Below are 26773 nucleotides of genomic sequence, written 5' to 3' on the forward strand. Positions count from 1 at the left end.
GGGATCCTCAGAATTCGAAACCGGTCGGATAGGGGTCGGTCGGGTCGAGCAGGTACTGGCCGATGCCGGTCACCCAGGCCCGGCCGGTGATCGTCGGTAGCACCGCGGGGATGCCCGCGACGGTGGTCTCCCCGATCAGGCGGCCGGTGAAACGGCTGCCGATGAACGAGTCGTTGACGAACTCGTCGCCGATCGCCAGCTCGCCGCGGGCCCACAGCTCGGCCATGCGGGCCGAGGTGCCGGTGCCGCAGGGCGATCGGTCGAACCAGCCCGGATAGATGGCCATCGCGTGCCGGGAGTGCCGGGCCGTCGAGCCGGGCGCGATGAACTCGACGTGGTGGCAGTGGTCGACGCCGTCGATCTCGGGGTGCTTCGGCGGATCCTGCTGGTTGATGACGTCCATGATGGACAGTCCCGCGTCGAGGATGTCGCGCTGGCGGGCCCGGTCGAACGGCAGCCCGACCGCGTCGAGGTCGACCATCGCGTAAAAGTTGCCCCCGAACGCGAGGCTGTACGGCACCGAGCCGTACTTCTCGACCTCGATCCGGCCGTCGAGCCGGTCGCAGTAGGCGGGCACGTTCTCCAGCGTCACCGAATCGGCGTGCCCGTCGCTGACCTCGACCTTGGCCACCACCAGCCCGGCCGGGGTGTCGAGCCGGATCGTCGTCACCGGCTCGGTCACCGCGACCATGCCGGTCTCGACCAGCACGGTCGCCACGCCGATCGTGCCGTGCCCGCACATCGGCAGACAGCCCGACACCTCGATGTAGACGACGCCGAAATCGGCGTCCGGCCGGGTCGGCGGCTGCAGGATGGCGCCGCTCATCGCGGCGTGGCCGCGCGGCTCGTTCATCAGAAGCCGGCGTACGGAATCCAGGTGCTCGATGAAATGGAGGCGCTTCTCGTTCATCGTGGCCCCGGGAATCGTCCCCATGCCGCCGGTCACCACGCGGGTGGGCATCCCCTCGGTGTGCGAGTCGACGGCCGTGAACATCCTCTTCGCGCGCATCTCAGCTCCCCGCGTTCTCAACGCCCGCTCGGTTTCCCGCCGGACCTGACGCTCCTGCTCGGCGGTCAACGGCCCCCGGGGCGGCCGGCACCGGCCGCCGAAGCGCCCGACCATGTCCATGCTCAGCTTGATCGCCTGCACGAACTCGGTGCGCGAATCCCACCGGAAGACCGGCACGAACCTCCGATAGAGCTCGCGAGCCTTGTCGAACTCGCCCGCCACCATCAGGTCGTAGAGGCGGACCGACTCGGCCGGGAAGGCGTTGGGAAAACCGGCGAACCAGCCGACGGCGCCGTCGGCCATCAGCTCGAAGAGTACGTCGTCGGCGCCGGCCACCACGTCGATGTCGGCGCGCTCGCGGATCTCGAACAGCCGCCGGACGTCCCCGCTGAACTCCTTGATCGCCTTGACCTGGTCGATCTTCGCGATCTCCGCGACCAGCTCCGGCACGAGGTCGACCTTCGTGTCGTACGGGTTGTTGTAGATCATCATCGGCAGGCCGGCCTCGGCGATCCTCGTGTAGTGCTCGACGACCTGGCCGTGGCTGGCCCGGTACATTGTCGGCGGCAGGGCGAGCACCCCGTCGGCGCCGTCCTCGGCCGCCAGCTCGGCCCAGTGCTTCGCCTGGTGCCAGCCCGGGCCGTGCACACCCGCGATGACCACGCCGCGCCCGGCGACCGCCTCGACGGCGACCTGCACGACGCGGCGGCGCTCCTCGTCGGTCAGCGACGAGTATTCGCCGAGCGAACCGTTCGGGCCGACACCACGGCAGCCGTTGCGGATCAGCCAGTCGCAGTGCTCGGCGTACTTGTCGTAGTCGACGGCCAGGCCGGCCGGGGCCGTCGGGTCCTCGCGGTAGGGGAGAGCGGCGGCGACGATCACGCCGCGCAGATCGTTGGTCATTTCTCGTCCTTCACGTCGGTGGCGGCTAGTTCGCCGAGGCGGATGAGGGCGGCGATCGGCCGGCTGCTGGTCCGGCCCGGGTCGAGGAGGCGCTGACTCGCCAGCAGCTCTTCGACCGTGCGCCCGCAGACCCGGCCCTGGCAGGGGCCGAGACCGGCGCGGGTGCTGAGCTTCAGGGACCGCAGGCCGCGGGATCCGGTCGCGGCGGCGGTCTCCCGGAGGTCACCGGCGGTGACGTCTTCGCAGCGGCAGACCACCGTGTCGTCGCTGAGCCACGCCGGCCAGCCGGGCCCGATGCCGTGGGCGGCCTCGAGCCGGACCTGGAAGCGCTCGTGTATCTTCCGTTGCCGCCGGTCGGCAGCCTTCGGCGTCCACCCGGCCGCCGCCGTCCCGGCGATCGTGCCCTCGGCCAGGGCCAGGTCGGAGCCGCCGATGCCGGTGACCTCACCGGCCGCGAAGACGCCCCGGACGCTGGTTCGACCATTCCGATCGACGATCACGCTGCCGTCGGCATCGGTCTGACAACCCGACGCTATGGCCAGTTCGGCCCGGGGCACGAAGCCGTGGCTGACACAGACGGCGTCCACCTCGACGCGGCGCTCGGTGCCGGGCTTACGGGACCAGTCGGGGTTGAGCCGCGCGGTCGTCACGGCCTCGACACGGTCCCTTCCGTGGACGGCGACGACGGCGGTGCCGGTGCGATAGGGGACCCGGTTCCGGGCGAGATCGCCGAGATAGCCGGCGAGCTCGGAGCCCTTGCGCCGGGCGGCAAACAGCTCCTGCGGCCGGGCACCCCACCCCTTGGCGATACGGGACCAGCGGTTGGCTTCGAGGACGCCCTTCACGCGGGCGCCGGTCCGCAGCAGGCTCGTGGCGACCGGAAGCAGGAAGGGGCCCGCACCGGCGACAAGGACATGACGGCCGGCCGCGATCCGCTCGGACTTGGCCAGCGCCTGGGCGGCCCCGGCGGTGAAGACACCGGGCAGATCCCACCCCGGAAAGGGCAGGGTCCGCTCGGCGGCCCCGGTCGCCAGAATCAGGGCCCCGGGCTCGAACGCCCGGCGACGCCGGTCTATCCCGTCGGCCGGTCCCTCCAGCACGTGTACGCGCGGGGCGCCGTCATCCCGGCGCTCCACCATCCAGACCTGGCCGCTGGTGACAACCTCGCAGCCGGGGTCGCGGGCGAGCTCTTCGCGGAGCATGGTGAACCGCTCCCACCCGTGGTGCAGAACGCTTTCCCGGGCGGCCGGGCGTTCCACGGGAAGATGCCGCCAGAACTGCCCGCCCACATCGGCCGCCGCGTCCAACAGCACCACCGACGCCCCGGCCCGGCGCGCGGCGCGCGCGGCCGCCAGCCCGGCCGGCCCGGCCCCGACGACGAGCACGTCCGGCGTCGCCGCGCTCATCGCCCGCCACCCGCGGAGTCGGCCGAACCCTTCGCGTCCGCTGAGCCCTTCGCGCCCGCTGAGGCCACCTCATCCACCGCGTCTGGGGCACCCACCGGGTCTGAGGCTTCCACCGCGACTGAGCCTTCCACCGCGCCTCGGGCGCCCACCGCGCCTGGGGCTCCCGCTGCGCCGGCGGCACCCACCGCGCTGGCGCCACCCACCGCCTCTCGGGCTTCGACCGCGCCTGGGGTGCCCACCGGGTCTGGGGTGCCGACCGCGCCTGGGGTGCCCACCGGGTCTGGGGTGCCGACCGCGCCTGGGGTGCCCACCGGGTCTGGGGTGCCGACCGCGCCTGAGGTGCCCACCGGGTCTGGGGCGCCCGCTGCGCCGGCGGCACCCACAGTGCTCGCGCCGCCCGCGCCTGGGGCTTCCGCCGCGACTGGGGCTTCCACCGCGCCTGGAGCTTCGACCGCGCCTGCGGCACTCACCGGGTCTGCGGCACCCACCGCACCCGCCGGGTCCGCCGCACCCGCCGGGTCCGCTGCACCGACCGGGTCTGCGGCACCCGCCGCACCCGCCGGGTCCGCCGCGCCCGCCGGGTCCACCGCGCCCGCCGGGTCCGCTGCACTGACCGGGTCCACCGCGCCCGCCGGGTCCACCGCACCGACCGGGTCCGCGGCACCTACCGCGCCCACCGGGTTTGCGGCACCGGCCGGGTTTGCGGCACCGGCCGGGTTTGCGGCACCGGCCGGGTTTGCGGCACCAGCCGGGTTTGCGGCACCAGCCGCGTCTGCGGCACCAGCCGCGTCTGCGGCACCGACCGCGTCTGCGGCGCCCACCGCGTCTGCGGCGCCCACCGCGCCCGGCGCGCCGGCGGCCTTGGGCCTGTCTGCAGTGGCTGGACCGGGCGCGGCCGGGTTGTCGGTGTCTGCCGGCGCGGGCGCGGTGGCTGGGGTGTCAGGGTCGGCGGTGGTGATGATGTCGCCGTCGGCGGCTCGGCGCTGGCAGGCTCGGACGTCGGGGAGGCCGTTGACCGTCAGGAGGCAGTCGTGGCAGATGCCGATGCCGCAGAAGAGGCCGCGGGGGCGGCCCCGCCGGGAGGTGCGCCAACTTGAGCGGCCCGCGGCCAGCAGGAGGCCCCCGATGGTCTGGCCGGCCAGGCCGGGGACCGCGACGCCGTCGACCTGGACGGTCAGCGGGGTGGTCGGGCCGGGGCGGACCGGGTCGTCGGAGGGGGAGATGCGGGCTGCCACGTCAGTAGTATGTCACACATTACCGTCGAGAAAAGGGGCCAGCGTCGGCCGGTCGACGGCGAAGGCGGCGGCCTCCACGCGCGGGGGGCGGCCCAGCATCAGGTCGCCCAGCAGCTCGGCGGTCGCGGCCGACAGGACGATGCCGGCGCCCTCGTGGCCGGTGGCGTGCCAGAGGCCGGGCAGGCGCGGGTCGGGGCCGACGACCGGCAGGTGGTCGGGGACGAAGGGGCGGAAGCCGCCGTAGGCCCGCATCACCGCGGCCGACGCCAGGAACGGGAACAGCGTGATCGCCTTGGCCGCGATCGCCGCCAGCACCGGCTCCTCGATGCGGTCGTCGAAGCCGCGCTGCTCGCGGGACGAGCCGATCAGCACGGTTCCGGAGGCGGTCGACTCGATCACGCTCGACGTCTGGAGCGCGCCGTCGTCGGACTCGACCGCGCCGACGTAGTCGGCGTCGTAGACCTTGTGGTGGATGCGCTGCCGCATGCGGGTGGTGACCAGCAGCGTGCCCCGGCGCGGGCGCACCGGCAGCACGACCCCGAGGCGCCGGGCGACCTCGGCCGACCACGGGCCGGCGGCCACCACGACGTGGTCGGCGGGCAGGTCGCCGGCCGAGGTGCGGACGCCGGCCAGCCGCGGGCCGTCCATCACCGGGCCGAGCACCTCGGCGCCCGGCCGCACCACGGCTCCCCGGCGGCGGGCCGAGGCGAGCAGCGCCTCGGTCGCGATGGCCGGCTGCACCTGGGCGTCCTGCGGGTAGTGGACCGCGGCCGTGAAGTCGCGGGTCAGATCGGGCTCCAGCGCGGCCACCGAGGCGGCGTCGAGGGGGTCGGCGACTATTCCGGCCGTACGCTGGGAGGCCGCGAAATCGCGCAGCGCGAGCGCACCGGAAGCCGTCGTGGCAACCACCAGGCCGCCTTTTGGGTCGTGTTCGATGCTCGGGAAGGCCGGCCCGAGCTCCGCCGGGAGCGCCGCCGCCAGCCCGGACCACAGCGTCAGCGAGCGCAGCGCCAGGGCCAGCTCGGCGCCCGGACCCTTGTCGGACACCAGAAGGTTGCCCTCGCCGGCCGACGACGTGCCGCCGGCCGCGGCCGCACGGTCGACGACCGTCACCGCGACGCCCGCGGTGGCCAGCTCGCGGGCCACCGCCGCGCCGACGACGCCCGCGCCGACGACCACCACGCCGGTCATTCGGACCTGCCGCTCCACCAGCCGGTCACGTGGCCGATGTGGTGGCGCATCAGCTCCTCGGCGGCGGCCGGCTTGTCGTCGGACAGCAGGTCGAGCAGCGTCTGGTGCTCGGCCGAGGAACGGGCCAGCTCGGGCGTGCCGAGCAGGCCGGCCAGGCCGACCAGCCGGGTCTGCTGCCGCAGGTCGCCGACCAGCGTGACCAGGCGGTCGTTGCCGGTCAGGCTGAGCAGGTGGAGGTGGAACGTGGTGTCGGCGTCGAGATAGGCCCGCAGGTCGGCGGCCGCCGCGGCGGTCACGATCGCTTCGGCCTCGGCCCGCAGCGCGGCCAGCCGGTCGCCCGGGATGCGGCCGGCCAGCTCGCGCATCGGTGGCGCCTCGAGCCACTGGCGGATCTGCACGATCTGCTCGAGGTCGTGCCGGCTGACCTCGGTGACCCGGAAGCCTTTGTTGCGGGCGATCTCGACGAAGCCGCGCTTCTCCAGATTGAGAAGCGCCTCGCGGACGGGGGTGGCCGACACGTCGAACCGGGCGGCCAGCGTCGGCGCGGTCAGCATGGTGCCGGGCGGGAACTCGCCGCTGACGATGGCCGACGACACCGCGTCCTCCACCAGGTGCCGGAAGTTGCCGGCGGTGCGCAACGGGCCGATCGCCATGTTTGCCTCCCTCAGTGGTATGTGACATCGTACAGGCCGTGCTGGACGCTGATCACGTCGCCGGGTTCGGATTTCCGCGAGCGATCGCCGCGCTGCGGGCGGCGCTGGCCGCGGGCCTCGACCCGGAGTCCGAGCCGCCGCGGGGCTCGGTGCGGCTGGGGGGCGGCGAGGTGCTCATCATGCCGTCGAGCGCCGGGCCGGTCGCCGGCATCAAGCTGGTCAGCGTCGTGCCCGGCAACCCCGGTCGCGGCCTCCCGCGCATCCACGGCGTCTACGTGCTCTTCGACGCCGAGACGCTGGTGCCGCGCGCTCTGCTCGACGGTGCCGCGCTGACGTCGCTCCGCACGCCCGCGGTCTCCGCCCTCGGCGTCGACCTGGTGGCGCCGCCCGACGCCCGGCGGCTGGTCGTTTTCGGAACCGGACCCCAGGCCCTCGGCCACGTGCGGGCGCTGCGGGCCGTCCGGCCCCTGGATTCCGTACGGGTGATCGGGCGCGACCCTTCGCGCCGGGCCGATTTCGTCCGTTCCCTGGGTCCGGGCGCCGAAGCGGCCGGGCCGTCGGCGGTCGCCGAGGCCGACATCGTGGCCTGCTGCACGACCGCCCGCACGCCGCTCTTTCCCGGGGAACTGCTGCCGCCGCACGCCGTCGTGGTCGCCGTCGGATCCCACGAGCCGGACGCCCGCGAGGTCGACGCCGAGACCGTGCGCCGCGCCGGGGTGCTGGTCGAGTCGCGGGCGGTGGCGACGCGCGAGGCCGGTGACGTCGTGCACGCGCTCGCCGAGGGCGTGATCGGCGAGGATGAGCTCGTGACATTCTCCGATCTGGTCCGGGGCACCACCCCCGCCCGGCCCAGGCTGATCAAAACCGTGGGGATGGGCTGGGAGGATCTCGTGATCGCCGCCGCCGTGGTGGACGCCGCATGATCGCGCTGTCGGCACTCGTGCTGCCGGACCGCCACCCGATCTCGGCCTTTCTCGCCGAGGTGCGGGAGGCCGAGGCGGCCGGGGTGCAGTCGGTCTGGACCTATGACCATCTGACCTGGCCGCTGCTGAAGGACAACCCGTGGTACGGATTCGTGCCGCTGCTCGCCGCCGCCGCGATGGTCACCTCGCGGGTGCGGCTGGGTGTGCAGGTGGCTACCCCCAACTACCGCCATCCGGTGCCGTTCGCCAAGGAGCTGATGACGCTCGACCAGATCAGTGACGGCCGGATCGAGCTGGGCGTGGGAGCGGGCACCGAGGGACTGGACGCGGCCGTGCTCGGCGATGAGCCGCTGCCGCTGAAGAAGCGGATGGACCGGTTCGCGGAGTGGCTCGAATTCCTGGACGAGTTGCTGCGCGAACCGGTCGTGACCCGTCGTGGCTCGTTCTATTCGGCGGTCGACGCTCATCAGTTGCCGGGGTGTGTGCAGACGCCGCGGTTGCCGTTCACAGTGGCGGGGACCGGGCCGCGGTCGCTCGCTCTGGCGGCGCGGCTGGGACAGGGCTGGGTGACGTACGGGCCTTATGGTCCGACCGTGGAGCCTTCGCAATGGTTTGCCGCGCTGGAGAAGCAGTCGAAGCTCGTGGAGAAGCGCGCCGGGTTCCGCCGGGCGGTGCAGATCGGCGTCGAGGTGCAGTGGCCGTTCGAGAGCCGCGAACGCTATGTGGACACGGTCGGGCGGTTGGCGGAGCTGGGCTTCACCGAGGTGAGCGTGCACTGGCCGCGGCCCGATGAGCGGGGGGTCGCGCGCGAGGCGCTCGGCTACGTGCTGGAGGCGCACGGGCTCGGTTAGCGTTCCAGAGCTTGGTACTGGCGGTTGGCCAGGGGTGCGAAGAGCAGGGCCAGGAGGGCGGGCCACAGCAGCGCCAGCAGGACGCTGTGGGTGGCCGGCCAGGAGTGGTCGGTCCAGGCCGGGCTGCCGAGCAGGTGGCGGGTCGCGGTGGCGGTGGCGGAGAGCGGGTTCCACTCCGCCGCCGCACCCAGCCACGCGGGCATGGTGCTCGGGGAGACGTACGCGCTGGACAGGAAGCCGGCCGGCCAGACCAGGATTTGCACGGCCACCGCCGACTCGGGCGTGCGCAGCAGCAGTCCGAGATAGATGCCGGTCCAGCCGAACGCCAGGCGCAGCCACAGCAGCAGTCCGAGGGCGGCCGCCATCGCCAGGGGACCGTTCGCCGGGCGCCAGCCCACGGCCAGCCCGGCGGCGATCATGACGGCCAGCCCGGCCAGCGCGTTCAGCAGGTCGGCCCAGCAGCGTGAGGTCAGCACGGCCAGCCCGCTGACCGGCATCGCCCGGATGCGGTCGGTGATGCCGCGGGCGGCGTCGGCGGTGACCGCCGTGACCATCGACTCGAGGCCGAACAGCATCGTCGTGGCGAGCATGCCCGGGAGGAGGAAGTCGAGGTAGCGCCCGTCCGGCACGGCCATCGCGCCGCCGAACAGGTAGCCGAACATCAGCACGATCAACACCGGGAACAGCAGCGTGACCGCGATCGAGACCGGACGCTGCCGCCAGTGCAGCAGGATCCGGCGGGTCAGGACGACCGTGGTCATCGGGCCGCCTCCCCGGTCAGCGCCAGGAAAACCTCGTCCAGGCTCGGCTTGCGGACGACCGTCTCGACCCGGTCCGGCCCGACCCGGGCCTTGAGCTCGTCCGGGGTGCCCTCGGCGACCACCCGGCCGCCGTCGATCAGCACGATCCGGTCGGCCAGGCGGTCGGCCTCCTCGAGATACTGGGTGGTCAGAAGCACGGTCGTGCCGGCCGCGGCGAGGGCACGGACCCGGTCCCAGACGTCGAGGCGCGCGGCCGGATCGAGCCCGGTGGTCGGTTCGTCGAGGAAGAGCACGGCCGGCTCGTGCAGCAGCCCCGCCGCCAGGTCGAGCCGCCGGCGCATCCCGCCCGAGTAGCCGGCGACCGGCCGGTCGGCCGCCGCGGCGAGCCCGAACTGATCCAGCAGGTCGGCGGCCCGCCGCCGGGCCGCCGGGGCCGCCAGATGGCCGAGTCGGCCGAACAGTTCCAGGTTCTGCCGGCCGGTCAGGATCTCGTCGACCGACACCTTCTGCCCGACCAGCCCGATGCGGCGGCGCACCTCCCGCTGGTCGCGGGCGACGTCGGCTCCGGCCACGCTCGCCTCGCCGGCGTCGGCCCGGATCAGGGTGGCCAGGATGCGTACGGCCGTGGTCTTGCCGGCCCCGTTGGGGCCGAGCAGGCCGCACACCGTCCCCGGCGCTACGTCGAGATCGAACCCGTCGAGCGCCGCCCGGCCGCCGTAGTGCTTGCGCAGGCCTCGCGCCCGGATTCCCGTTGCTTCTCCGTATGCCATACGGAGAGGCTAGCACGCTTTCCGTACGGTCTACGGAGTAGCGTCGTTATGCTGGAGGCCGTGACCTCCGAGAGCAGCGGCAATGTCGATCCCGCCCGCACCATCGCGCTGCTCTGGGGAACCCGTCAGCTGCCCCGGCGCGGGCCGCGCCACGCGCTCACCACCGAGCAGATCGTCGCCGCGGCGGTCCGGATCGCCGACGCCGACCGGGATCTGGGCCCGCTGTCGATGCGGCGGGTCGCCGAGGAGCTGGGCGTCGGCACGATGTCGCTCTACACGTACGTCGCCTCCCGCGCCGAGCTGCTCGAGGCCATGCTCGAGTCGGTGCACGGCGAGGTGGTCACCGAGCTGGCCGTCGAGCCGGCCGCCGAGCCGGTCGCCTGGCCGGAGGCGCTGCGCGCGGTCGCCGCCGCCAACCGGGCGATGTACCTGCGCCATCCGTGGATGCTGCAGGCGTTCACCGGACGGCCCGGGCTCGGCCCGAACACGCTGGCCAAATACGACCGGGAGCTGCGCGCGCTCGACGGCATCGGGCTGACCGACCTGCAGATGGACGCCGCGCTCACGCTGGTGCTGACCCACGTCGAAGGGGTGGTCCGGCGCAAGGTCGAGGCGGAACGGTCCGCGCAGCGCAGCGGCATGACCGATGCCCAGTGGTGGGAGGCCGCCGCGCCGGCGCTCTCCAAGGTGTTCGACCCGGCCCGCTTTCCGGTCGCCGGCCGCGTCGGGCAGGCGGCCGGCGAGGCGCATCAGGCGGCGTTCGATGTGGAGCACGAATACTCGTTCGGCCTCGACCGGGTGATCGAAGGCCTGGCCGCTCTGATCAGGGGCTAGCCACCACTGACGGGAAGCTACGGCACTCGACGGCTCTGAGCTCGACGGCTTTAATCATTGGGCATGGGGGAACTGTGGTTGTCGCGCCGCCGGCTGTTGTTCACCGCCGGGGCCGGCGCGCTCGGGGTGGCCGTGCTCGGCTCCTGCTCGTCCTCGCCGCCGCCACCGGCGCCGATCGAGGCCTCGGAGACGCCGGTGCCGGCGGCCAGTGGGGCGGTGGCCGGCGACTGGCGGCGGGTCGACCGGACGATCGTGGCCGCGTACATCCTGGTCCGGGGGAAAGAGGCGGCGATCGTCGACCTCGGCACGATCGGGTCGGAGGCGGCGATCGAGCAGGGGCTCGAGGCGGCCGGCGCGAGCTGGAAGTCGGTGAAGCACATCGTGCTGACCCACATGCACGCCGACCACGTCGGCGGGCTGCCCGAGATCGCGCCGCTGGTCAAGGCCAAGCTCTACTGCGGCGTGGGCGACCTGTACTCGATCGCCTCGCCGAAGGAGCTGACGCCGGTCGCCGACGGCGACGAGGTGTTCGGCCTGCGGATCATCGAGACCCCGGGCCACACCAACGGCCACATCTCGGTCTTCGAGCCGTCGACCGGCATCCTGGCCGCCGGGGACGCCCTGCGGACGAGCAACGGCCTCGAAGGCTCCGACCCGCCCAACACGGAGAGCGAGACCCGGGCGAACGCCAGCGTCCGCAAGCTGGCCACCCTGGACGTCAAGGCGATCCTGCCCGGGCACGGCGAGCCACTGACCGCTGGCGCCTCCAAGGCTCTGAAGGCGCTGGCGGCCGGCCTGCCCGTTGCCTGAGAGGCACTTCCTCACGAGGCGATCGACCAGAGCTGGCACGTGTTGTTGAGCCACATCCAGAGGTCGACCCGGGTGCCGTCGGCGGTCCCGCAGTTCACGTCGTCGAGGACCATGCCGCTGTTCTCGACCACCAGCTCGTAGCGGCCGTTGCCGGCCGGGACGACCGCCCACTGCTGGCAGGTGTTGCCGAGCCCTTGCCACAGGTCGACGGCCGTCCCGAGCGCCCACCCGCAGTTGACCGCGTCGAGGGTCTTGCCGGCGTTGACGTTGGTCAGCGTCCACTTGTTGGCGCCGGCGTTGGCGAACTTCCACTGCTGGCACGTGTTGCCGAGCGGCTGCCACACGTCGAGCAGGGTGCCGTTGGCGGTGCCGCAGTTGATGGCGTCGAGCACCTTGCCGCTGGCCAGGTTGGTCAGCCGGTAGGTGCCGCCGTTGGCCGGGAAGCTGACGGAGTTCGAGTAGCGGACCGCGACGATGTTGGACTGGACCGAGTTCTCGGTCGCGTCGGACGGATAGCCGCTGGTCAGCACGCCCTCGAAGAAGGAGCCGACCGAGCCGTTGCTGTTGTCGCCGCCGATGCCGAGGATGATCGCGCCCTGTTTGGTCATCGGCTTGTACCCCGCCTGGGCCGGCAGGGATCCGTTGTAGCGGGTGGCGAGACCGCCCGACTGCGCGTTGCCGTCCTTGATCGCGTACGTCGTGGTGCCGTTGTTCTTCAGTACGGCCGCCACGAAGGCGCTGTTGCGGCCGGTGTTCGCGGTGTTCGACCCGTTGCCGCCGGCGAACAGGCCGTTCTCCAGGTCGGCCTGCACGCGGGGGCCGCCCGCGCACGGCGAGAACCAGCACTCCGTACCGAAGTTGATGGCGTCCATGTCGCCGTTGCCGGTGTCGTTGTTGCTGGTCTCGGCGTTGCCGTAGTCGAAGCAGCAGCGGTCGTTGACGTGCGTGCCCTCGGTGACCATGTACATGCCCTCGGGCGCGCTGCCGGTGGCCACGCCGCTGGTGCTGTTGTCGCGGTAGCCGTTGCCGGCCGAGATGTAGACGCCGTACACCTTGTGGCCGCCGGCCGTCACCGGCAGCGCGGCGGCGTTCGCGCCCTGGTCGCCGGTGGGGTTGGCGCCGCCGCCGGGGGCGATGGTCAGGTCGTTGTGGTGCGACGTCTGGTCGTAGATCCGCACGATCGTGCAGTAGGTGCCCGAGCAGAACGAGTCCTGCGCGGCCGCGTTGGCGTAGCCGCCGGCGCTGAGCACCCCGATGTTGCTGGTGGCGCCGTCGGACCAGCGCCGCACCTGATAGAGCGACCCGTTGTACGACCCGAACAGCGCCCGGGTGGTGCTGTGCGCGGCGGCGCAGGGGGTGCCGCCGCTCGCGTAGAGGTCGCACGGGCCGGTGCCGGCCGCGCGGGCCGGGGCCGCTATGCCGACGACGAGGGCGGTGACGGCCACCGCGAGGAGGGAGCGGAATCTCATGTGCTGTCCTTTCGCCTGCCTGCGGGAAAGCGGGAGCCGCCGGATGTGAACGTTCACAAACCATCGACGATCCTCGTTGGGAAGTCAATACCGCTACGCTGAGCTGCGTGGATCATGACGAGCGCATCGCACTGTTCATCGACTACGAGAACCTGGCGATCAGCGCGCGCGAGCATCTCGGCGGCGCCTCCTTCGAGCTGAGGCCGATATCCGACGCGCTCGCCGAGCGGGGCCGAGTCGTGGTCCGCCGGGCGTACGCCGACTGGTCGTACTTCGACGAGGACCGCCGCATGCTCACCCGGGCGCACGTCGAACTCATCGACATGCCGCAGCGGCTCGGCGCGTCACGCAAGAACGCCGCCGACATCAAGATGGTCGTCGACGCGCTCGAGACCGCGTTCGAGCGCTCGTACATCTCGACCTTCGTGCTGTGCACGGGCGACAGCGACTTCACCCCGCTGGTCCACAAGCTTCGCGAACTGAACAAGCGGGTCATCGGGGTCGGCGTGGAGAAGTCGACGTCCGCGCTGCTGCCGCCGGCCTGCGACGAATTCCTCTACTACGACCGGCTGGAAGGCGTCGACGTGCCGCCGGCTCGGCCCCGGCGCGAACGCCCGGCCCAGGTGCCGCCGCCGGAGCCGGAGGTCGAGGAGGAGCCGCCCGTCCGCGACGTCGACACCCTCTCCGCCTTGGTCGCCCAGACCGTGGCCGGCCTGCAGACGAGTTCCAGCGGCCCGGTCACCGCGTCGACCCTGAAGCGGACCCTGCTGCGCAAGGACCCGACCTTCAACGAGGCCGACTACGGCTTCCGGGCGTTCGGCGAACTGCTGCGCTTCCTCGCCGGCCGCAACGTCGTCGAGCTGACCGCCGGCTCGGCCAAGGGCGACCCCGACGTCACCCTGCCCGAGCACGGCGACCGGGAACGGGCGTTCGCCCTCCTCCGCAGCGTCGTCTTCGACCTGGCCGGCCGGGACGGCGCGGTGGCGCTCAGCGGCCTGAAGAACAAGGTCCGCAAGGTGGTGCCCGACTTCAGCGAGAAGAAGCTCGGCTACCGCAGCTTCCTCCAGTTCTGCAAGGCCGCGGCGACCAGCGGCGCGGTCGGCCTCAAGTGGAGCCCCGACAACGACGATTACCTGCTGACCGCCGAGTCCCGCGGCTGACATCACCCGCCCGTACGGTCGGCCTCGGATGGCGATCGAGGCTCGAGGCGTCGGCCGGTGAGGGCGGAGAGGAGCAGTAGTGCCCGCCCTCGCTCGAGGGCCGTCACCGCCGCCTCCGGGTCCGGCGAGGCCGTACGCAGGTACGCCTTCGCGGCACGGACGGGCAGGTCGGCCGTGTCGCGCAGCCAGGACTCCTTGTGGCTGCGCAGAACCTGTGTCTCGTACAACCGACGGGCGAGGCCGACGCCGGCGCCGTACGCCTCGGCCGCCAGATCTCGGTCGTCGTCACGCTCCGCCCAACGACCCAGGGCGTATGCGGCGTGAAGCGCCGCGGCGGTGTCCCGCTCGGCGCCCTCGCGGTAGGCCTCGCGCAGCATCCGGCGTCCCTCGGGCATACCCGCCTCGCCGAGGGCCAGCCCGAGCTGCAGAAGGCGGTCGGTCATAGCCGGCGAGCCCGGCGGTGTCAGCGAGAGTGCCTGCCGAAGGTGTTCGACGGCGGTCGCGGCGTCGTGCCGGGCGGCCAGCGCGGTGCCGAGATTGCTGTGCAGCGTGGCCTGGGCGAGCGGTTCCGCTCCCGAGCTGAGGGCGGCCTCGAGCACGCCTACGGCCTCGTCGAGCAGCCCGGCATCACCAGTGCGTTCGGCCCGCGTACGCAGGGCGTTGCCGAGGTTCGACGCCACCGTCGCGCGGTCGGGTCCGGCCGGCGGCGCGATGGTCCACGCCTCGCGCAGGCGGTGCAGAGCGGCATCGACGTCGGCATCCGAGCCGGTGTGGCGCGCGCGGGCCCCGAGCGCGGCGGCCTCGTTGCTGAGACAGCGCAGCCGAGCGGTCGAACCTTCGGGGCTGAGTTGCGCCGCGCGGTGGAAGAGCGCGGCGGCATGGTCGAGGGCCTGGAGGTCGCCGCCGCGCTCGTACCGGGTCCAGTAGCCGCCGGCCAAGTTGGAGAGCGCGGCGACTGCGGCCGGCCCGTGGCCGATCGCCATGTCGAGCATGAGCTGCGCTTCGTCGAGATCCGTCTCGGCGCCCCCGAGCTGGTAACGGCTCACCAGCGCACCGCCCAGGGAAGTCTCGCGATCGCGCCGGCGTGGTGAGGCCTGGGGTGTCAGCGTCAGCGCCTCACGGTAGAGGTCGACGGCCCGGCCGGCCTCCTGAAGATTACTCGTGTGTGCCGAGCGGGCACGGAGTGCGTGTGCGAGCGTGACCAGGTGGGACGGGTGGTCGGCCGCGTCGGTCGGCGAGCGGCGCACCGCCACCTCGCCGTGATCCACGGCGCGGTCCAGCATGGAGGCGTCGTTGCTCAGCTCGTACCGGCTGAACCAGGCTGACGCGAGCCGGCTCTGTACGGCCGGACGGCCCGGCCCGGCGGCCTCGGTGAGGAGCGCGATCGCGCGGGCGAGATCAGCGTCGTCCGGGCGCAGCTCGACGCGCAGCAGGAGCGCGCCGGCGAGGTTCGCCAGGATCTGCGGCCGGCCCGGCCCGGCGCCCGCGAGCGCCTCCTCGTACGTCGCGATCGCCGTCTCCAGGTCTTGCTCCTCGTGGATCTCCTGGAACCGCGCGAGTCGTGCTGCCGCTGTGAGTTCGAGGATGGCGGGAAGCTGGTCTCGCAGGCGGCGACTGATCGCGCCGGCCTGGTCGAGCGCCGTTAGGGCCCGGTCCAGGTCGGTCGGGTCGCCGGTCTGGCCGTGCCGGGCGTGCAGCAGCTGAGCCAAGCCGGTGAGCAGGGCGGGAACCGCGGTGGAGTCGGGCGCGACCCGTCCGAGCAGGCCGGTGGTCAGGGCGATGCCGCGGTCGATCCCGTCGCCGGCCTCCAGGCAGAGAGCGCGACCGAGCTGTACGACCAGGTCGGCCCAGCGGAACGGCCGGGTCACCGGCAGAGCCAGCGCCGCCTCGGCGGCGGCGACGGCACTCGTCAGGTCGTCGGGGCGGCTTCCCACGCGGTAGCGCTCGAGCAAGATGCGGGCGATGGCGTGCCCGGCCTCCGCTCGCCGCTGGGAGCCGAACGATAAGCCGGCCAGACGCTGTCGGGCGAGTACCGCGGTGTCGAGCGCGTTGAGGTCATTGTCGGACTCGTACCGACGCTCGGACCCGGCCGCCTCGGCTTCGTACCGGCGTGCCTCGGCGATGAGGGCGGTCCACCACCCGTACGCGGCGGGGACGCCCTTGGCGCGGCAGCGACCCAGCAGAGCGAGGTGATCGTCGAGAACGCCGATCAGTGCCGGGTCCCGCTGCACGGCCAGTTGTTCGCGCAGGACCTGCTCGCCGTCACTGGTGCACAGCTCGGGGTGGGCGAGCAGGAAGTTCTGCGATTCCGCCCACGTCGGGGTGTTGAACCAGAGCGCCAGCAGCTCGGCGATGGACATCATCACACCTCCGCGGGTAACTCGATGACGAGGCCGAGTGCGAACGCGGCCGCGTTGGCGGCAGCGGTGCGCTGCCAACCGGCCCGGTCGGCCGCCGTCTTGCCTTCGTCTGCCCGGTCGCTCACCCCTCGGATGACCAACGCGGGCAGGTCGCCGCGGAGGTGGGCGGCGCGGGCCAGTCCGGCGCTCTCCATCTCGACGACCGCGGCGTCGTCGTAATGCCGGCGCAGCAGCGCGGCGTGCGCCGAGTCGCGGTCCGCCAGCACCACCTCGCCGGCCGCGATGGGCTTGAAATGGACGACCGGCGGCCGGGCCGGATCGGGCAGCAGCCGATGCCAGCCGCCGTTACGGCTGACGTGGCGCGCTCGCTGCTCCAACCGGTGCGGTGCGTCCCACGCCCGGGGCCGGGCGGCGAAGCCGTCCGAGGTTGCCTTGCCACTGTGATACGAGTACACGCGGGTGCCGACGACCACGTCCCCCAACTGGATGTCGCCCTGCAGCGCGCCTGCTATGCCCGAGAACAGCACGACGTCCGGCTGCAGGAGTGCCGCGGCGCGCTCGGTGACGACCGCCGTCGTCTGGTTGCCCTCGCCCACCACCGCCACAGCGACTCGGCGCGAGCAGCCCGCCAGCATACCGACCTCGAACAGGGTGCCCGCCTCGTGGACCACCGTCCGCACGTCGAGCAGGTGCGCGACCACCGCTTGGTACTCGACCTCCAAGGCCGTCAGGATCACGACTACGGGACCCGTGGCAGGGAAGGGCGTCGAAGATTCGGGAACGTCGTCGTCGAGCGGTGGCACGGCGGCCGTGTCGTCCGCCGACAGCCGGCGCCCGGCCAGCCGGTCCTGCAACCGCGCGTGCCGGAACTGGTAGACGCTGCCCACCTGGCGCAGCACGCCGCGAACGGCGGCGTCATCGAGGAACGCCATGAGCCGGAACGGAAGCCGGCCGGCCAGTGCGTACGCCAGGCGCGCGAAGGTGAACCGCCACCACGCGGTGAGCCCGGCGCTGGCGACGAAGGCCGCGACCCCCACGGCCGCCGCCAGCTCGGGGCCGGTCAGCAGGCCGGCCACTGTGCCGAGCAGGGCGCCGCGCAGCACGGCACGGGTCAGAGCCGCGGTGCGGTCGGAGCGCAGCAATGATATCGGGCTGGCGACGACGCCGAGGTCAGCCGGGACATCGAGCCAAGCGTCCAGGGCGCGTACCACCCCGACGGCGGCGGCGCCCACGAGCGCCGCCGTCCAGCCCGCCCGCACGCCGACGAGCACGACGACGGCCACGAGGCCGGCCAGCCAGCCCGCCGCGCCGATCCGGAGCCGCGGGCGTGCCGTCATCGCGCCCGGGCGCCATCGGCGCAGCCCGGCCGACAGGCTCAGCCGGACGGTCGAAGGCGTCGCGGGCTGGCGGACGCCGATGAGAGCCCCGACAGCGGCCGCGGCCAGGGTGAAGGCCACGTCGAGCAAGGCGCGGGGCACTGCCGCGGCGCTGAGCACCGCGGCTGCCACAGCGCCCACCGCCGCGCCGGCGGCCGCGTTGATCCCTCGCGACCCGGACCGGAACAGCCGCCACCAGGCCACGTCATAGGTGCCGCCCCGGTCGAGCATCCCCGCGAGAGTGGCGAACCAGCGTGCGACCCGGTCACCCGCTTCCCGGTACGCGGTCGGAAGCGCGCGGTCGAGCAGGTGCGCCTCGATGTCTTCGGCCCGGGCGAAGCGCTGCTCGTCGAGCAGCTCCGCCGGGTCGGCACCCGTGTCGCTGTACGCTTCCCGGGCCAAACTGGTCATCAACGGCGTCCGTAGCACTCGCAGCAGCTGCCTGTCGGCCTGCCGGCGTAGTGTCGCGAGCGGCTCGTCCCAGGTCGTGCTCAGGTCGGGACGTGGCTTCGCCGTCCGAGGCAGGTACGCCGTCAGCGCCGGCAGGCCGAGTGGCTGCAGCTGGACCACGGCCGCCGCGGTGACCGTGTCGGCGTCTCCAACCGCGGCCACGTACTCGGAGGTGCGGCAGGTCAGCACCAGGGAGTCGCCCCGGTGCAGCGCGGCGTTGATCGCAACGATCGCCGTCGAGCGGGCCGCTGCCGGCAGCTCGTCGAGCCCGTCGATGATCGGCAGCAACGAACCCTCGTCGAGCAGGGCGGTCGCGATCGTGCTGCCGTCCGTCGTGGCCGAGCCGAGTGCGGGGAAGTCGGCGGCCAGCGCGCCCGCGAGCCAACGACGCAGGTCCTGCCGGTGCGGCTGCCATGACCCGATGGACACGAGCACCGGAACCGGCTCACCGGCGCGTGGCTCGGCGGTGAGATCGAGCAGCAGCCGGATCGCCGCCGTGGTCTTCCCCGCCCCGGGCTCACCGAGAATGACCAGACGCATCGACGGCAGTCCACGCAACAGCGCGGCCAGGTCGTCGATCGTGCCGGAGCCGGGAGTCGCCGCGTCGCGTTCCGCGGCGCCGAAAACGTTGATCGCGTGGTCCTGCACGGCGAGCCCGGCCGGTACGCGCCGCCAGCGCACCGGGATCGGCGTCGGGTCGGCCAGCCGGCGGCGGGTCTCCTCGATACGCCACTGCCGGCGGACGGCGCGGAGCAGATCGCCCCGATAGGCGGCCAGGTCGCTCGCTCGGTGCCATCGCACCTGTCCATCATCGGCGGTCGCCCGTTCGGTTGACCAGCCGAAGTAGATCGACCTCGGTAACATTGCCAGGGTGTCGGCCCCTGACGAGGACGCCGTCCAGCTGGCGCGGGCCCAGCTGGAGGCCGTGGTAGAGGACATCCGCGCGGTGGACGGCAACGCCGAGCTCGTGGCCGAGCCGGGCTTCGCCGACGTGGTCGCGGCCGCCCGGCACCGCCCGATCGTGTATCTCGCCGCCGCGGAGTCCGGCGGCCTGGCCCTGGTCGTCCGGGACGGCGCTGTCAGCGAGCTGGACCTGCCCGGCCTGCGGGCGGGCGCCCTACGGGAAAAGGTCGACGAGTTGGGGCGGTGGCGGGCCGCGTTCGACCGGGCGGACGCCGAATCGGCCGACGCGGCCTGGCGCCGCTGGTCCGCCGAGCTCGACCAGGTGACCGGCTGGCTGTGGGACGTCGCCATGGGGCCGCTGATCGATGACGTGAGGCCGGCCGGAGAGTCGTTCGCGTTGGTGCCGTGCGGCTTGCTCGGTGTGCTGCCGCTGCACGCCGCATGGACCCCGGACGAGGGACTCCCGGCCGGCCGCCGGTATGCTGCGGACCTGGCAGTGTGGACGTATACCGCAAATGCTCGCGCCTTGAGCGCCTGCTTCGCGGCGGCGACCGACGTTGACATGGTCGGCTCGGTCGTGGTGGCCGACCCGGAGGCCACCGGGCCGATGCGGTTGCCGGCGATGCGCACGCTCGGCGATGTGGTCAAGGCGACTTTTCCCGCGGGCCCGGCACCGTTGTTCGGCGCCGACGCCACCCCGGAGGCATTCCGGTGTCTGCCACCGGCCGAGCTGGTCTTCCTCGGCTGCCACGGCAAGGCCGACCCAGCGGCGCCGCTGCGCAGTCGAATCGAGCTCACCGGCGGCATGGTCACCCTCGACGAGGTGCTGCGGCTGCGGCTGCCGGCTCGCCTCGCCATCGCCGCGGCCTGCGACACCGCGGCCGTTGGCCTGGACCTGCCCGACGAGGTGGTCTCGCTGGCCACCGGCCTCGTGCAGGCTGGCGCCGCCGCCGTGATCGCCTCGATGTGGGAGTGCGACGAGCTGGCCACCGCCGTGGTGCTCGTCGAGTTCTTCCGTCTCAGCGCCGAGCGGCCGCCCGCGGTGGCCCTGCGCGATGCCCAGCGTCTAGTGCGCGACTCCACGTTGCGCGAGCTGCGGCAGCGGTGGGAGAAGGCCCTGGACGAGGGCGCGGCGTGGCTGCCCGAGCGGGCCGGCGACGCGTTGCTGAACCGTCTGTTGGAGGTGCACGACGAGCGGCCGTGGTCGGGTGTAGAGGTCTGGGCAGCGTTGTCCTATACGGGAGCCTGATGTGGACGAGAGGGACCTGCGAATGCTGGCCGAGCTGCTGCTGGCCGAGCTTCCGCAGGTGGTGGCCGATCCTTGGCATGCCGCCGAGATCGGCGCCGCGCTGACCGAGTCGCTGGCCGAGCCGGCGGACTCCTCCCGGGCCCAGCGCCGGTTGCGGCGGGCTTTGACTCTCTACCCCGAGCTGGACCACTGGCGCGCCCAACGGGCCGCGTTGGGCCACAGCGGCATCCGCGAGCGGCTCATGGCAGCGACGCGTGACCGAGGCATCCCGGCCCGTTTCCTGAGCGCCGAGAGCAATGCCGGTGTGGCGCCGGGCGGCCGCGTGCAGGTCCGGGTCGCGATAACGGAGCAGGCGCGTGACCGGTCGGCGCGGTGCCAGCCGTTCGCGGTGCCGCCGGAGGGCGTGACGGTCACGCTGCTCCTCACGGCCGCGCCGGGACTGGAGGTCTACGGCCCGGACTTCCATGAGGTTTCGGTGCCTGAGCACGGTGACTCGCCCTGGTACCTGTTCGAACTCGTGCACGTTCCCGGCGGCGGGGCGACGGACGGGCCGGTGACCGCCACGATCTACGCGTTCGTCGAGGGACGGCCGGTTGCCGACCTGACCGTCGCCGCGGAGGTCGGTGCCGCCCGCGGTGCTCTCCGTGCCGAGAGCGCGGGAGTCCCGTCGCTGGACGAGGCGCCGGGGCAGTTGACGCTGCGGATCGCCGCGCACGAGGCCGGCTACCGCTGCAGCCTCGTGCACGCCGGTGACCGAGCCGATGGCGTGGTCGCCCACGTGCCGACCGACACGGTCGAGGCGGTGCGACGCTTCCTGGTGGGCCTCGCGTCCGGCGTCCGGCACACCGACCCGGCGATGGCGCGCCACGAGTTGTGCGACCTCGGCCTCGAGCTCTGGGACAAGGCGTTGCCCGCTCCGGTGCGGCGCCGCTTCGAGGACCTGCTCGCGGGCGCGCGAACGCTGACGATCCTGTCCGACGACCGCCACCGCCTGCCCTGGGAGCTGCTGCTGCCGGCGCCCGGTCGCATCGGCAAGGCATTCCTGGCCGAGAAGATCGCCGTGCTGCGACGGATCACCGGCCAGCAGTATCCGGGCCGAATCGACCTGCGCGATGCCGCGTACGTCCACCCGGCCGACAGCCCGCCCGGCACCTACGAGGAGATCGATCAGGTGCACATGGTGCTCGGCGGCGGCGTCCGCCACCGCCGGCCCTCGATGGCCAACGTCCGCCAGGTCGTGCAGGCCGTCGACGCCGGCGACTTCGACCTGCTGCACCTGGCCTGCCACAACCGGCTGATCCGGCATGGGTGGGACGAGGTGGCCATGAACGACGGTGGGTTCTCCAGGATTCACCTCAATCAGGCCATCCACGGACGGACCCTGGCGCCGCGGCACCCACTGATCTTCTTCAACGCCTGCGACACCGACGGCGGTGCGACCGAGACCAGGATGGACGGCTGGGCCGGCGGCTTCCTACGCGCGGGCGCCGGCGCGTTCGTTGGCTCCACCTGGGCGGTGCGCTCGGCCACGGCGACACGCTTCGCCGAGCACCTGTACGCCTTTCTGCCGTCGTACGACGTCGGCACGGCCACGCTTCGGGCCCGGCTTGCGACCGGCGACGAGGCGGGCGACCCGACGCCCCTGGCGTACGCCGTCTACGCCACCCCGGGCACCGTCGTGCGCTGGGGTCTCCCGTGACCGCGCCGCCCGTCTTCGTCGTCCACGGCATCGCCAACCGCGACGAGGGCGAGTTCGAGAACCGCGTACGCCACCTCGCCGATCGGACGGGCCGCGGCGACATCCACGCCGTCTACTGGGGCGATCTCGGCGCCGACGACACCTACGTACCTCTGGTCGTACCCCATGTGCCCCCGCGACGGCCCGTCCGCGGCGGCGCCGAGCCGGACGAGACCGACCCGGCCGCGATCGCGCTCGGCGGCGCGGCGGACCTGCCCGACGCGCCCGCCCTTGAGCTGTTCCTCGTGGGTGTTCGCAGGCCCGGTAAGGGGCTTCGGTACGACGAGGCCGACGTGGCGGCGGCGATTCGCCAGGCCTGGCTGGACGACCCGCCCGAATGGTTGTGGGGCCTCACGGACGCCGGCCTGCTCGCCGAACTCGGTGCGGTCACCGCGAGCACGACCCTCGAGCTGCTCGGCGCCGACGACGGTTACCCGATGCGCTCCTCGGAGCATGTCCGGCGGGTCGCGGGCGCCGTGCTGCGCCAGACCGATCGGGTAGCCGCCGCGACCCTGGGTGCCGCCGCCGCCCGCTTTCTGTCGTGGGCCCGCCGGCATGCTGCCCGAGCGGTCGCGCTGAACGTCGGCGACCTGCTGTCCTACCAGCGCCATCGCGGCGAGGTGCTCGACCGCCTGCGCCGGCGGATCGCCGAGGTCGCCGGTCCCGGCGCGGGCCTCGACCCGGTCCGCCCGGTCCACCTGGTCGGGCACAGCCTCGGCGCGGTGATCGCCCTGGATGCCGCGACTGCGGCCGAGGCCCCGGTCCACGCCGCGTCGATGGTCACGTTCGGCTCTCATTGGTCGCTGCTGCATTTGTGGCGGCCGGACGCGGGAGTGCCGGCGTACACGGGAGAGCCCGTGCCTTTGCCGGGCACGATCCGGCGTTGGACGAACCTCTGGGAGCGCTTCGACCTTCTGGCCTTCCTCGCCGCGCCGTTGTTCACGCTGGCCGACGGCAGCCGGCCGCGGGACGTGGAGCTGCGCCAAGGCGATCCGGCGACGCTCTTCAGTCACTCCGTCTACTGGGAGTCGCCCGCTCTGCTGACCGCGTTGGCCGAGGCCTGGGACGGTGACGATGACGGATGAGGCTGAGGCCGCCTTCGAACGGGGGGAGACCTGGCACGACCTGTTCGAGGAGTCGGGCGATCCGGCGAGCCTCGGCGAGGCGGTACGCCATTACGCCCGAGCGGTCGACCTGGCGGATCCGCCCGACCCAGCCTATTTGAACGGGCTCGGATTCGCCCTACGCCTGTCCTATCTGCAGAGCGATGACAGCGCGGAGCTCGACCGATCCATCGAGCTGCTGGCGGCGGCGGCCCGCACCGGCTCGGATGCCGAGGTGCCGATCTGCCTCGACAACCTGGCACGCTCGCTGCGCCTGGCCCTGTTCCTGCTCGATCGCGGCTTCTCGTCGGACCGGTTCGTCGACGGAGCACGCCTCGCCGTCGAGCTCACCGAGCCCGGCACCGACGATGCCGCCGAGCGGCTGGTCTGGCTCGGTGCAGGACTCGACCATCGCTGGGAGCACGACGGCGACACCACGAACCTGGACGAGGCGGACGCCGCGTTCGTGGCCGTCGAGCGCCACGACGCGGCGACGTATGCGAACCAGCTCGGGGTGCATCACTACTTCCGCCATCGGGCGTACGGGCGTCCCGAGGACATTGAGCTTGCGGTCGAACACGGGCGGCGCGCGGTCGCGCTGGACGACGACGACCCGGTCCGGGCGGCGAACCTTGGCCGGGCCCTGGTGCGGCTGCACCACCTGCGCCCCGACCGCCGCCTGCTCGACGAGGCGATCGAACTGCTCAGGGCGCCGCTGGATCTGGGCAATGCCCATCTGGACCGCTTCGACGCGTACGGCGACGTCGCCGACCTGGACGCCGCCGTCGCACTGCTCACCGAGGCGGCCGGTGAGCTGCCGGCGGACTTGCCGAACGGGCAGGCGGCCCGCAACGACCTGGCCACCGCCCTGGAAGCCCGCTTCCTCCGTGGGCGGGACCCCGCCGACCTCAGCCAGGCACGCGCCGCGTTGACCGAGGCGATCGAGGCTCGTGCGTCCGCCATGCGTTATCTCTACGTAGATAACCTCGCGAACCTCGAGGTGGACGAGTTCACGATGACCGGTGACCCCGCATGGCTCGACCGGGCGTCGGCACACTACGGGGAGGCACTCGACGGCCTGGCCGACCCGCTGGAGCGCCGCCGCGTGCTGACCAACAGCGCCGGCGTGTACTGGTACCGATGGACGGCTACGGGTCGGCGCACGGATCTATCGAGAGCGACGTCCGTGTTCGAGGCGGTCGTGGCCCAGACACCGGCCGGTGAGACGGGTTACGTGATGCGCCTGAACAACCTCGCGGTCGCGCTGGTCGCCGATCCTGACTACCCCACGCCGGACCGCATCCGCGCGCTCTTCGCCGAGGCAACGACCCCGCACGGCGGGGATCCACTGTGGGCTGTGCGCGCGGCGCGCGAATGGGGCCGGTGGGCCGCCTCCCGCGACGACTGGGCCGAGGCGGCGATGGCGTACGGGCGGGCCCAGGACGCCATGGGGGAACTTGTCGGACTACAGCGGACGCGACGGCACCGGGAACATTGGCTGCGCGAGGTCGGTGGACTGCCGGTGGAGGCCGCACACGCGTCGTGGAAGGTGGGAGACGCGCAGACAGCCGTCGGGCGGCTGGACCGCGGCCGCGGCTTGCTGCTGTCGCAGGCACTGACTGGTCAAGGCGGTGGTGGCGACGTCCGACCCCGATGAGACTCTCGGACTCTTCCAGCTGATCATCGAGTTCGTGCAGCTCGGCACGCCAGGTGAGATCGAGGCAATGCTGGTGCGTCGCCCGGAACTGCTCGGCGAGCGAGCCGGGGAGGCGTTCGTACTGCTCCGGCGGCACTGGGCTGAGACGGGAAAGGAGCGACTGGTGCAGAGCACGGCCGCGCACTGGCGGCTGTTGCGACGACGCCGGGCCGCTGTGCTGATCGAGCGCGGGAATGCCCTGCTGCGCAGCCACGAGGCCGGCGCTATTGACTGCTACCGTCAGGCGGCCGACGCGGCGGACACGGAGCCCGAGGGATGGCGCGCGAGAGTCAACCTCGCCCAAGCGCTCGCCGAGCGTGGCGTCCCGGCCGACGCGGCCGAGGCCGAGGACCTGCTCCAGTCGGCCGTCGGCGCACCGAACCGCGAGGTCCGGGAGCTTGCCTGGACACAGCTGGGACACCTGCGCCTTGACACGTACCGGAAGTCGTACGAGCCCGGTCTTCTCGACGCGGCGGAACGGGCGTACACCGAAGCGCTCGCCTCCCACGACTCGCTGTTAAGGCGCGCCAACCTCGGCGCCGTCCGGCTCGAAAGGTTCCGGGCCACAGGAGACGGTTCCGCACTCGACGAGGTGATCGCCTCGCTGGAACCAAGGCAGCGGTTCCCCTCGACGGTGCTGGGCGAGGCTCTACGGCTGCGGTTTGAGGCATTCGGCGGTGACGACCTCGACCGGGCGATCGACTGCTTCGCGGTGGCCTTGCAAGAGAGCCCGCCCGGCTCGCTCGACGAGGCGAGCGCTGTCGGCAACCTGGCGGGAGCCCTGACGCGCCGGTACGACCTGACCGGCATGCCCGCTGACCGGGAGCAGGCCGGCGAACTGGCCGCCCGGCTGGATGCGTACGACGGTGAGCTGCCTGACGACATCGCGGCACAACGGGCGTCTGTCGATGCGGCGCGGTCGCTCGCGCCGCGACTGCCCCGAGCCGGCCGGGCCGCCGTGCTCAACAACCTCGGCACCGCGTTGTCGCGGCGGTACGACGCCTACGGTGACGTTGCCGACCTCGAGGAGCTGGTGCGTGCGTACGAGGAGGCTGTTGACGCCACACCGCCGGCCTCGCCGCAGCTTGCAGTGCGGCTGGGCAACCTGGGCGATGCGCTGCGGGAGCGGGCACATCGGCTCGGCGACGAGGACGACTTGCGGGACGCCGTCGGCCACCTGCGTAGAGCGCACGAGGCGACGAACCCGTATGCGCCCTCGCGCGCGGACCGAGCTGCCGCGCTGGCCACGGCGCTTCTTGCGCTGTACAAGGTTGGGGGCGCGCGGGAGGACCTGGAGGCGGCCTCCCGGTTCGCCGAGGAGGCGGTGCTCCGTACCGGGACTACCGCACCGGTCCGGCCGGGACGCCTCACCCTCTTCGCCAGCTGCTTGCACGCGCTCTCACCGAACGACGCCACCGTGGCCGGCACCGTCCTGCATCTGATGCGGACGGCGCTCGACGCCACGCCGCCCGACGCCCCGGTCAGGGTCCGCCACCGGCACAATGTCGCCCAGGCTCTCGCCGAACGCGCCCGGCTCACCGGTGTCCCGGCGGAACGGGCTGCGGCCCTCGAGGAGTTCGCGTCCACGTGGCGTGAAGCGGTCACGGCCGACCCGGCCACCGCAGTATCGGCCGGCCGCAACTGGGGCGACGCCGCCGCCGGTTGGTCCGACTGGGCCGCGGCCGCCGAGGGCTACCTCCGCGGCCTCGCTACCGCGACCGGCCTGGTCGTGGCCCAGAAGAGCCGCTCCCACCGCGAAGGCTGGCTGCGTGACGCCCAGCACCTGCCGCCGGGCGCCACCCTCGCGCTCTCGCACCTCGGCCTCGTCGCAGAAGCGACGGCCCTCCTCGAGCGAAGCCGCGCCCTTCACAGCGACTGGTTCCGATCGAGATAGAAAGTCGGTCGATCATCACGATGAATGGT

19 protein-coding genes and 1 pseudogene are annotated in these 26773 nt (G+C 72.8%); 10 read left to right on the top strand and 10 right to left on the bottom strand.

What is annotated here, in order from left to right:
* Positions 1–7: 7 nt before the first annotated feature.
* Genes AB0M88_RS22335 through AB0M88_RS22355 form a run of 5 tightly spaced genes read right to left on the bottom strand, consistent with a single transcriptional unit; the run spans position 8 to position 6397 of the window.
* Positions 8–1912: a dihydrodipicolinate synthase family protein gene (locus AB0M88_RS22335; RefSeq protein WP_364105107.1), complete on the bottom strand. Its 1905-nt coding sequence runs from the start codon at positions 1910–1912 to the stop codon at positions 8–10.
* Positions 1909–3318, bottom strand: a complete 1410-nt coding sequence (locus AB0M88_RS22340; RefSeq protein WP_364105109.1) for an FAD-dependent oxidoreductase — start codon at positions 3316–3318, stop codon at positions 1909–1911. The genes AB0M88_RS22335 and AB0M88_RS22340 overlap by 4 nt, the downstream gene beginning before the upstream one ends.
* Positions 3315–4553, bottom strand: coding sequence for a (2Fe-2S)-binding protein (locus AB0M88_RS22345; protein WP_364105111.1), 1239 nt, complete (start codon positions 4551–4553; stop codon positions 3315–3317). The genes AB0M88_RS22340 and AB0M88_RS22345 overlap by 4 nt, the downstream gene beginning before the upstream one ends.
* A gap of 12 nt (positions 4554–4565) precedes the next feature.
* Positions 4566–5744: an FAD-dependent oxidoreductase gene (locus tag AB0M88_RS22350; RefSeq protein WP_364105113.1), complete on the bottom strand. Its 1179-nt coding sequence runs from the start codon at positions 5742–5744 to the stop codon at positions 4566–4568.
* Entirely contained in the window at positions 5741–6397 is a 657-nt protein-coding gene (locus AB0M88_RS22355) for a GntR family transcriptional regulator (RefSeq protein ID WP_364105115.1), read from the bottom strand. Before AB0M88_RS22355 ends, AB0M88_RS22350 begins: the two co-directional genes overlap by 4 nt.
* Positions 6398–6435: 38 nt before the next feature.
* On the opposite strand from AB0M88_RS22355, the gene AB0M88_RS22360 reads away from it, so the two are divergent.
* Together AB0M88_RS22360 and AB0M88_RS22365 are read left to right on the top strand one after the other, a co-directional pair.
* Positions 6436–7320 (top strand): ornithine cyclodeaminase family protein, encoded by an 885-nt coding sequence (locus tag AB0M88_RS22360; protein WP_364105117.1) that lies wholly within the window; start codon positions 6436–6438, stop codon positions 7318–7320.
* The gene (locus AB0M88_RS22365) at positions 7317–8171 is read left to right on the top strand and encodes an LLM class flavin-dependent oxidoreductase (protein WP_364105119.1); all 855 of its coding nucleotides are present in this window, start codon (positions 7317–7319) and stop codon (positions 8169–8171) included. Before AB0M88_RS22360 ends, AB0M88_RS22365 begins: the two co-directional genes overlap by 4 nt.
* On the opposite strand, the gene AB0M88_RS22370 is transcribed toward AB0M88_RS22365, so the two are convergent.
* Complete coding sequence (locus tag AB0M88_RS22370; protein ID WP_364105121.1) at positions 8168–8932, bottom strand: ABC transporter permease; 765 nt, start codon at positions 8930–8932, stop codon at positions 8168–8170. The genes AB0M88_RS22365 and AB0M88_RS22370 overlap by 4 nt on opposite strands.
* A gap of 44 nt (positions 8933–8976) precedes the next feature.
* Positions 8977–9702: pseudogene (locus AB0M88_RS22375) on the bottom strand (ATP-binding cassette domain-containing protein); the annotation flags it as partial.
* 60 nt (positions 9703–9762) lie between these two features.
* Between AB0M88_RS22375 and AB0M88_RS22380 the strand changes: the two are divergent.
* Positions 9763–10536, top strand: a complete 774-nt coding sequence (locus tag AB0M88_RS22380) for a TetR/AcrR family transcriptional regulator (RefSeq protein ID WP_364105123.1) — start codon at positions 9763–9765, stop codon at positions 10534–10536.
* Between the two features lie 63 nt (positions 10537–10599).
* Complete coding sequence (locus AB0M88_RS22385; RefSeq protein WP_364105125.1) at positions 10600–11346, top strand: MBL fold metallo-hydrolase; 747 nt, start codon at positions 10600–10602, stop codon at positions 11344–11346.
* A gap of 11 nt (positions 11347–11357) precedes the next feature.
* Here the strand turns inward: AB0M88_RS22385 and AB0M88_RS22390 are convergent, their stop codons facing one another.
* A complete protein-coding gene (locus tag AB0M88_RS22390; protein WP_364105127.1) occupies positions 11358–12815 on the bottom strand; it encodes an arabinofuranosidase catalytic domain-containing protein in 1458 nt (485 codons plus the stop codon).
* A 107-nt stretch (positions 12816–12922) separates the two neighbouring features.
* Here AB0M88_RS22390 and AB0M88_RS22395 point away from each other — a divergent pair, with 107 nt between their 5' ends.
* Positions 12923–13975, top strand: a complete 1053-nt coding sequence (locus tag AB0M88_RS22395) for a PIN domain-containing protein (RefSeq protein ID WP_364105129.1) — start codon at positions 12923–12925, stop codon at positions 13973–13975.
* Between the two features lie 2 nt (positions 13976–13977).
* On the opposite strand, the gene AB0M88_RS22400 is transcribed toward AB0M88_RS22395, so the two are convergent.
* Positions 13978–16335: a hypothetical protein gene (locus tag AB0M88_RS22400; RefSeq protein WP_364105131.1), complete on the bottom strand. Its 2358-nt coding sequence runs from the start codon at positions 16333–16335 to the stop codon at positions 13978–13980.
* A 2-nt stretch (positions 16336–16337) separates the two neighbouring features.
* Complete coding sequence (locus AB0M88_RS22405) at positions 16338–18962, bottom strand: NACHT domain-containing protein (RefSeq protein WP_364105133.1); 2625 nt, start codon at positions 18960–18962, stop codon at positions 16338–16340.
* Between the two features lie 70 nt (positions 18963–19032).
* Between AB0M88_RS22405 and AB0M88_RS22410 the strand changes: the two genes are divergently transcribed.
* The 5 genes from AB0M88_RS22410 to AB0M88_RS22430 are packed head-to-tail and all read left to right on the top strand — an operon-like array spanning position 19033 to position 26744.
* A complete protein-coding gene (locus tag AB0M88_RS22410; protein ID WP_364105135.1) occupies positions 19033–20313 on the top strand; it encodes a CHAT domain-containing protein in 1281 nt (426 codons plus the stop codon).
* A 1-nt stretch (position 20314) separates the two neighbouring features.
* Entirely contained in the window at positions 20315–22012 is a 1698-nt protein-coding gene (locus tag AB0M88_RS22415; protein ID WP_364105137.1) for a CHAT domain-containing protein, read from the top strand.
* A complete protein-coding gene (locus tag AB0M88_RS22420) occupies positions 22009–23136 on the top strand; it encodes a hypothetical protein (RefSeq protein WP_364105139.1) in 1128 nt (375 codons plus the stop codon). Before AB0M88_RS22415 ends, AB0M88_RS22420 begins: the two co-directional genes overlap by 4 nt.
* Positions 23126–24811 carry a hypothetical protein gene (locus AB0M88_RS22425; RefSeq protein WP_364105141.1) on the top strand — a complete coding sequence of 562 codons (1686 nt, stop codon included), beginning with the start codon at positions 23126–23128 and terminating at the stop codon, positions 24809–24811. The genes AB0M88_RS22420 and AB0M88_RS22425 overlap by 11 nt, the downstream gene beginning before the upstream one ends.
* Positions 24786–26744: a hypothetical protein gene (locus AB0M88_RS22430; RefSeq protein ID WP_364105143.1), complete on the top strand. Its 1959-nt coding sequence runs from the start codon at positions 24786–24788 to the stop codon at positions 26742–26744. Before AB0M88_RS22425 ends, AB0M88_RS22430 begins: the two co-directional genes overlap by 26 nt.
* Positions 26745–26773: the final 29 nt, after the last annotated feature.

Source organism: Actinoplanes sp. NPDC051411 (assembly GCF_040682075.1).
Classification (GTDB): domain Bacteria; phylum Actinomycetota; class Actinomycetes; order Mycobacteriales; family Micromonosporaceae; genus Actinoplanes.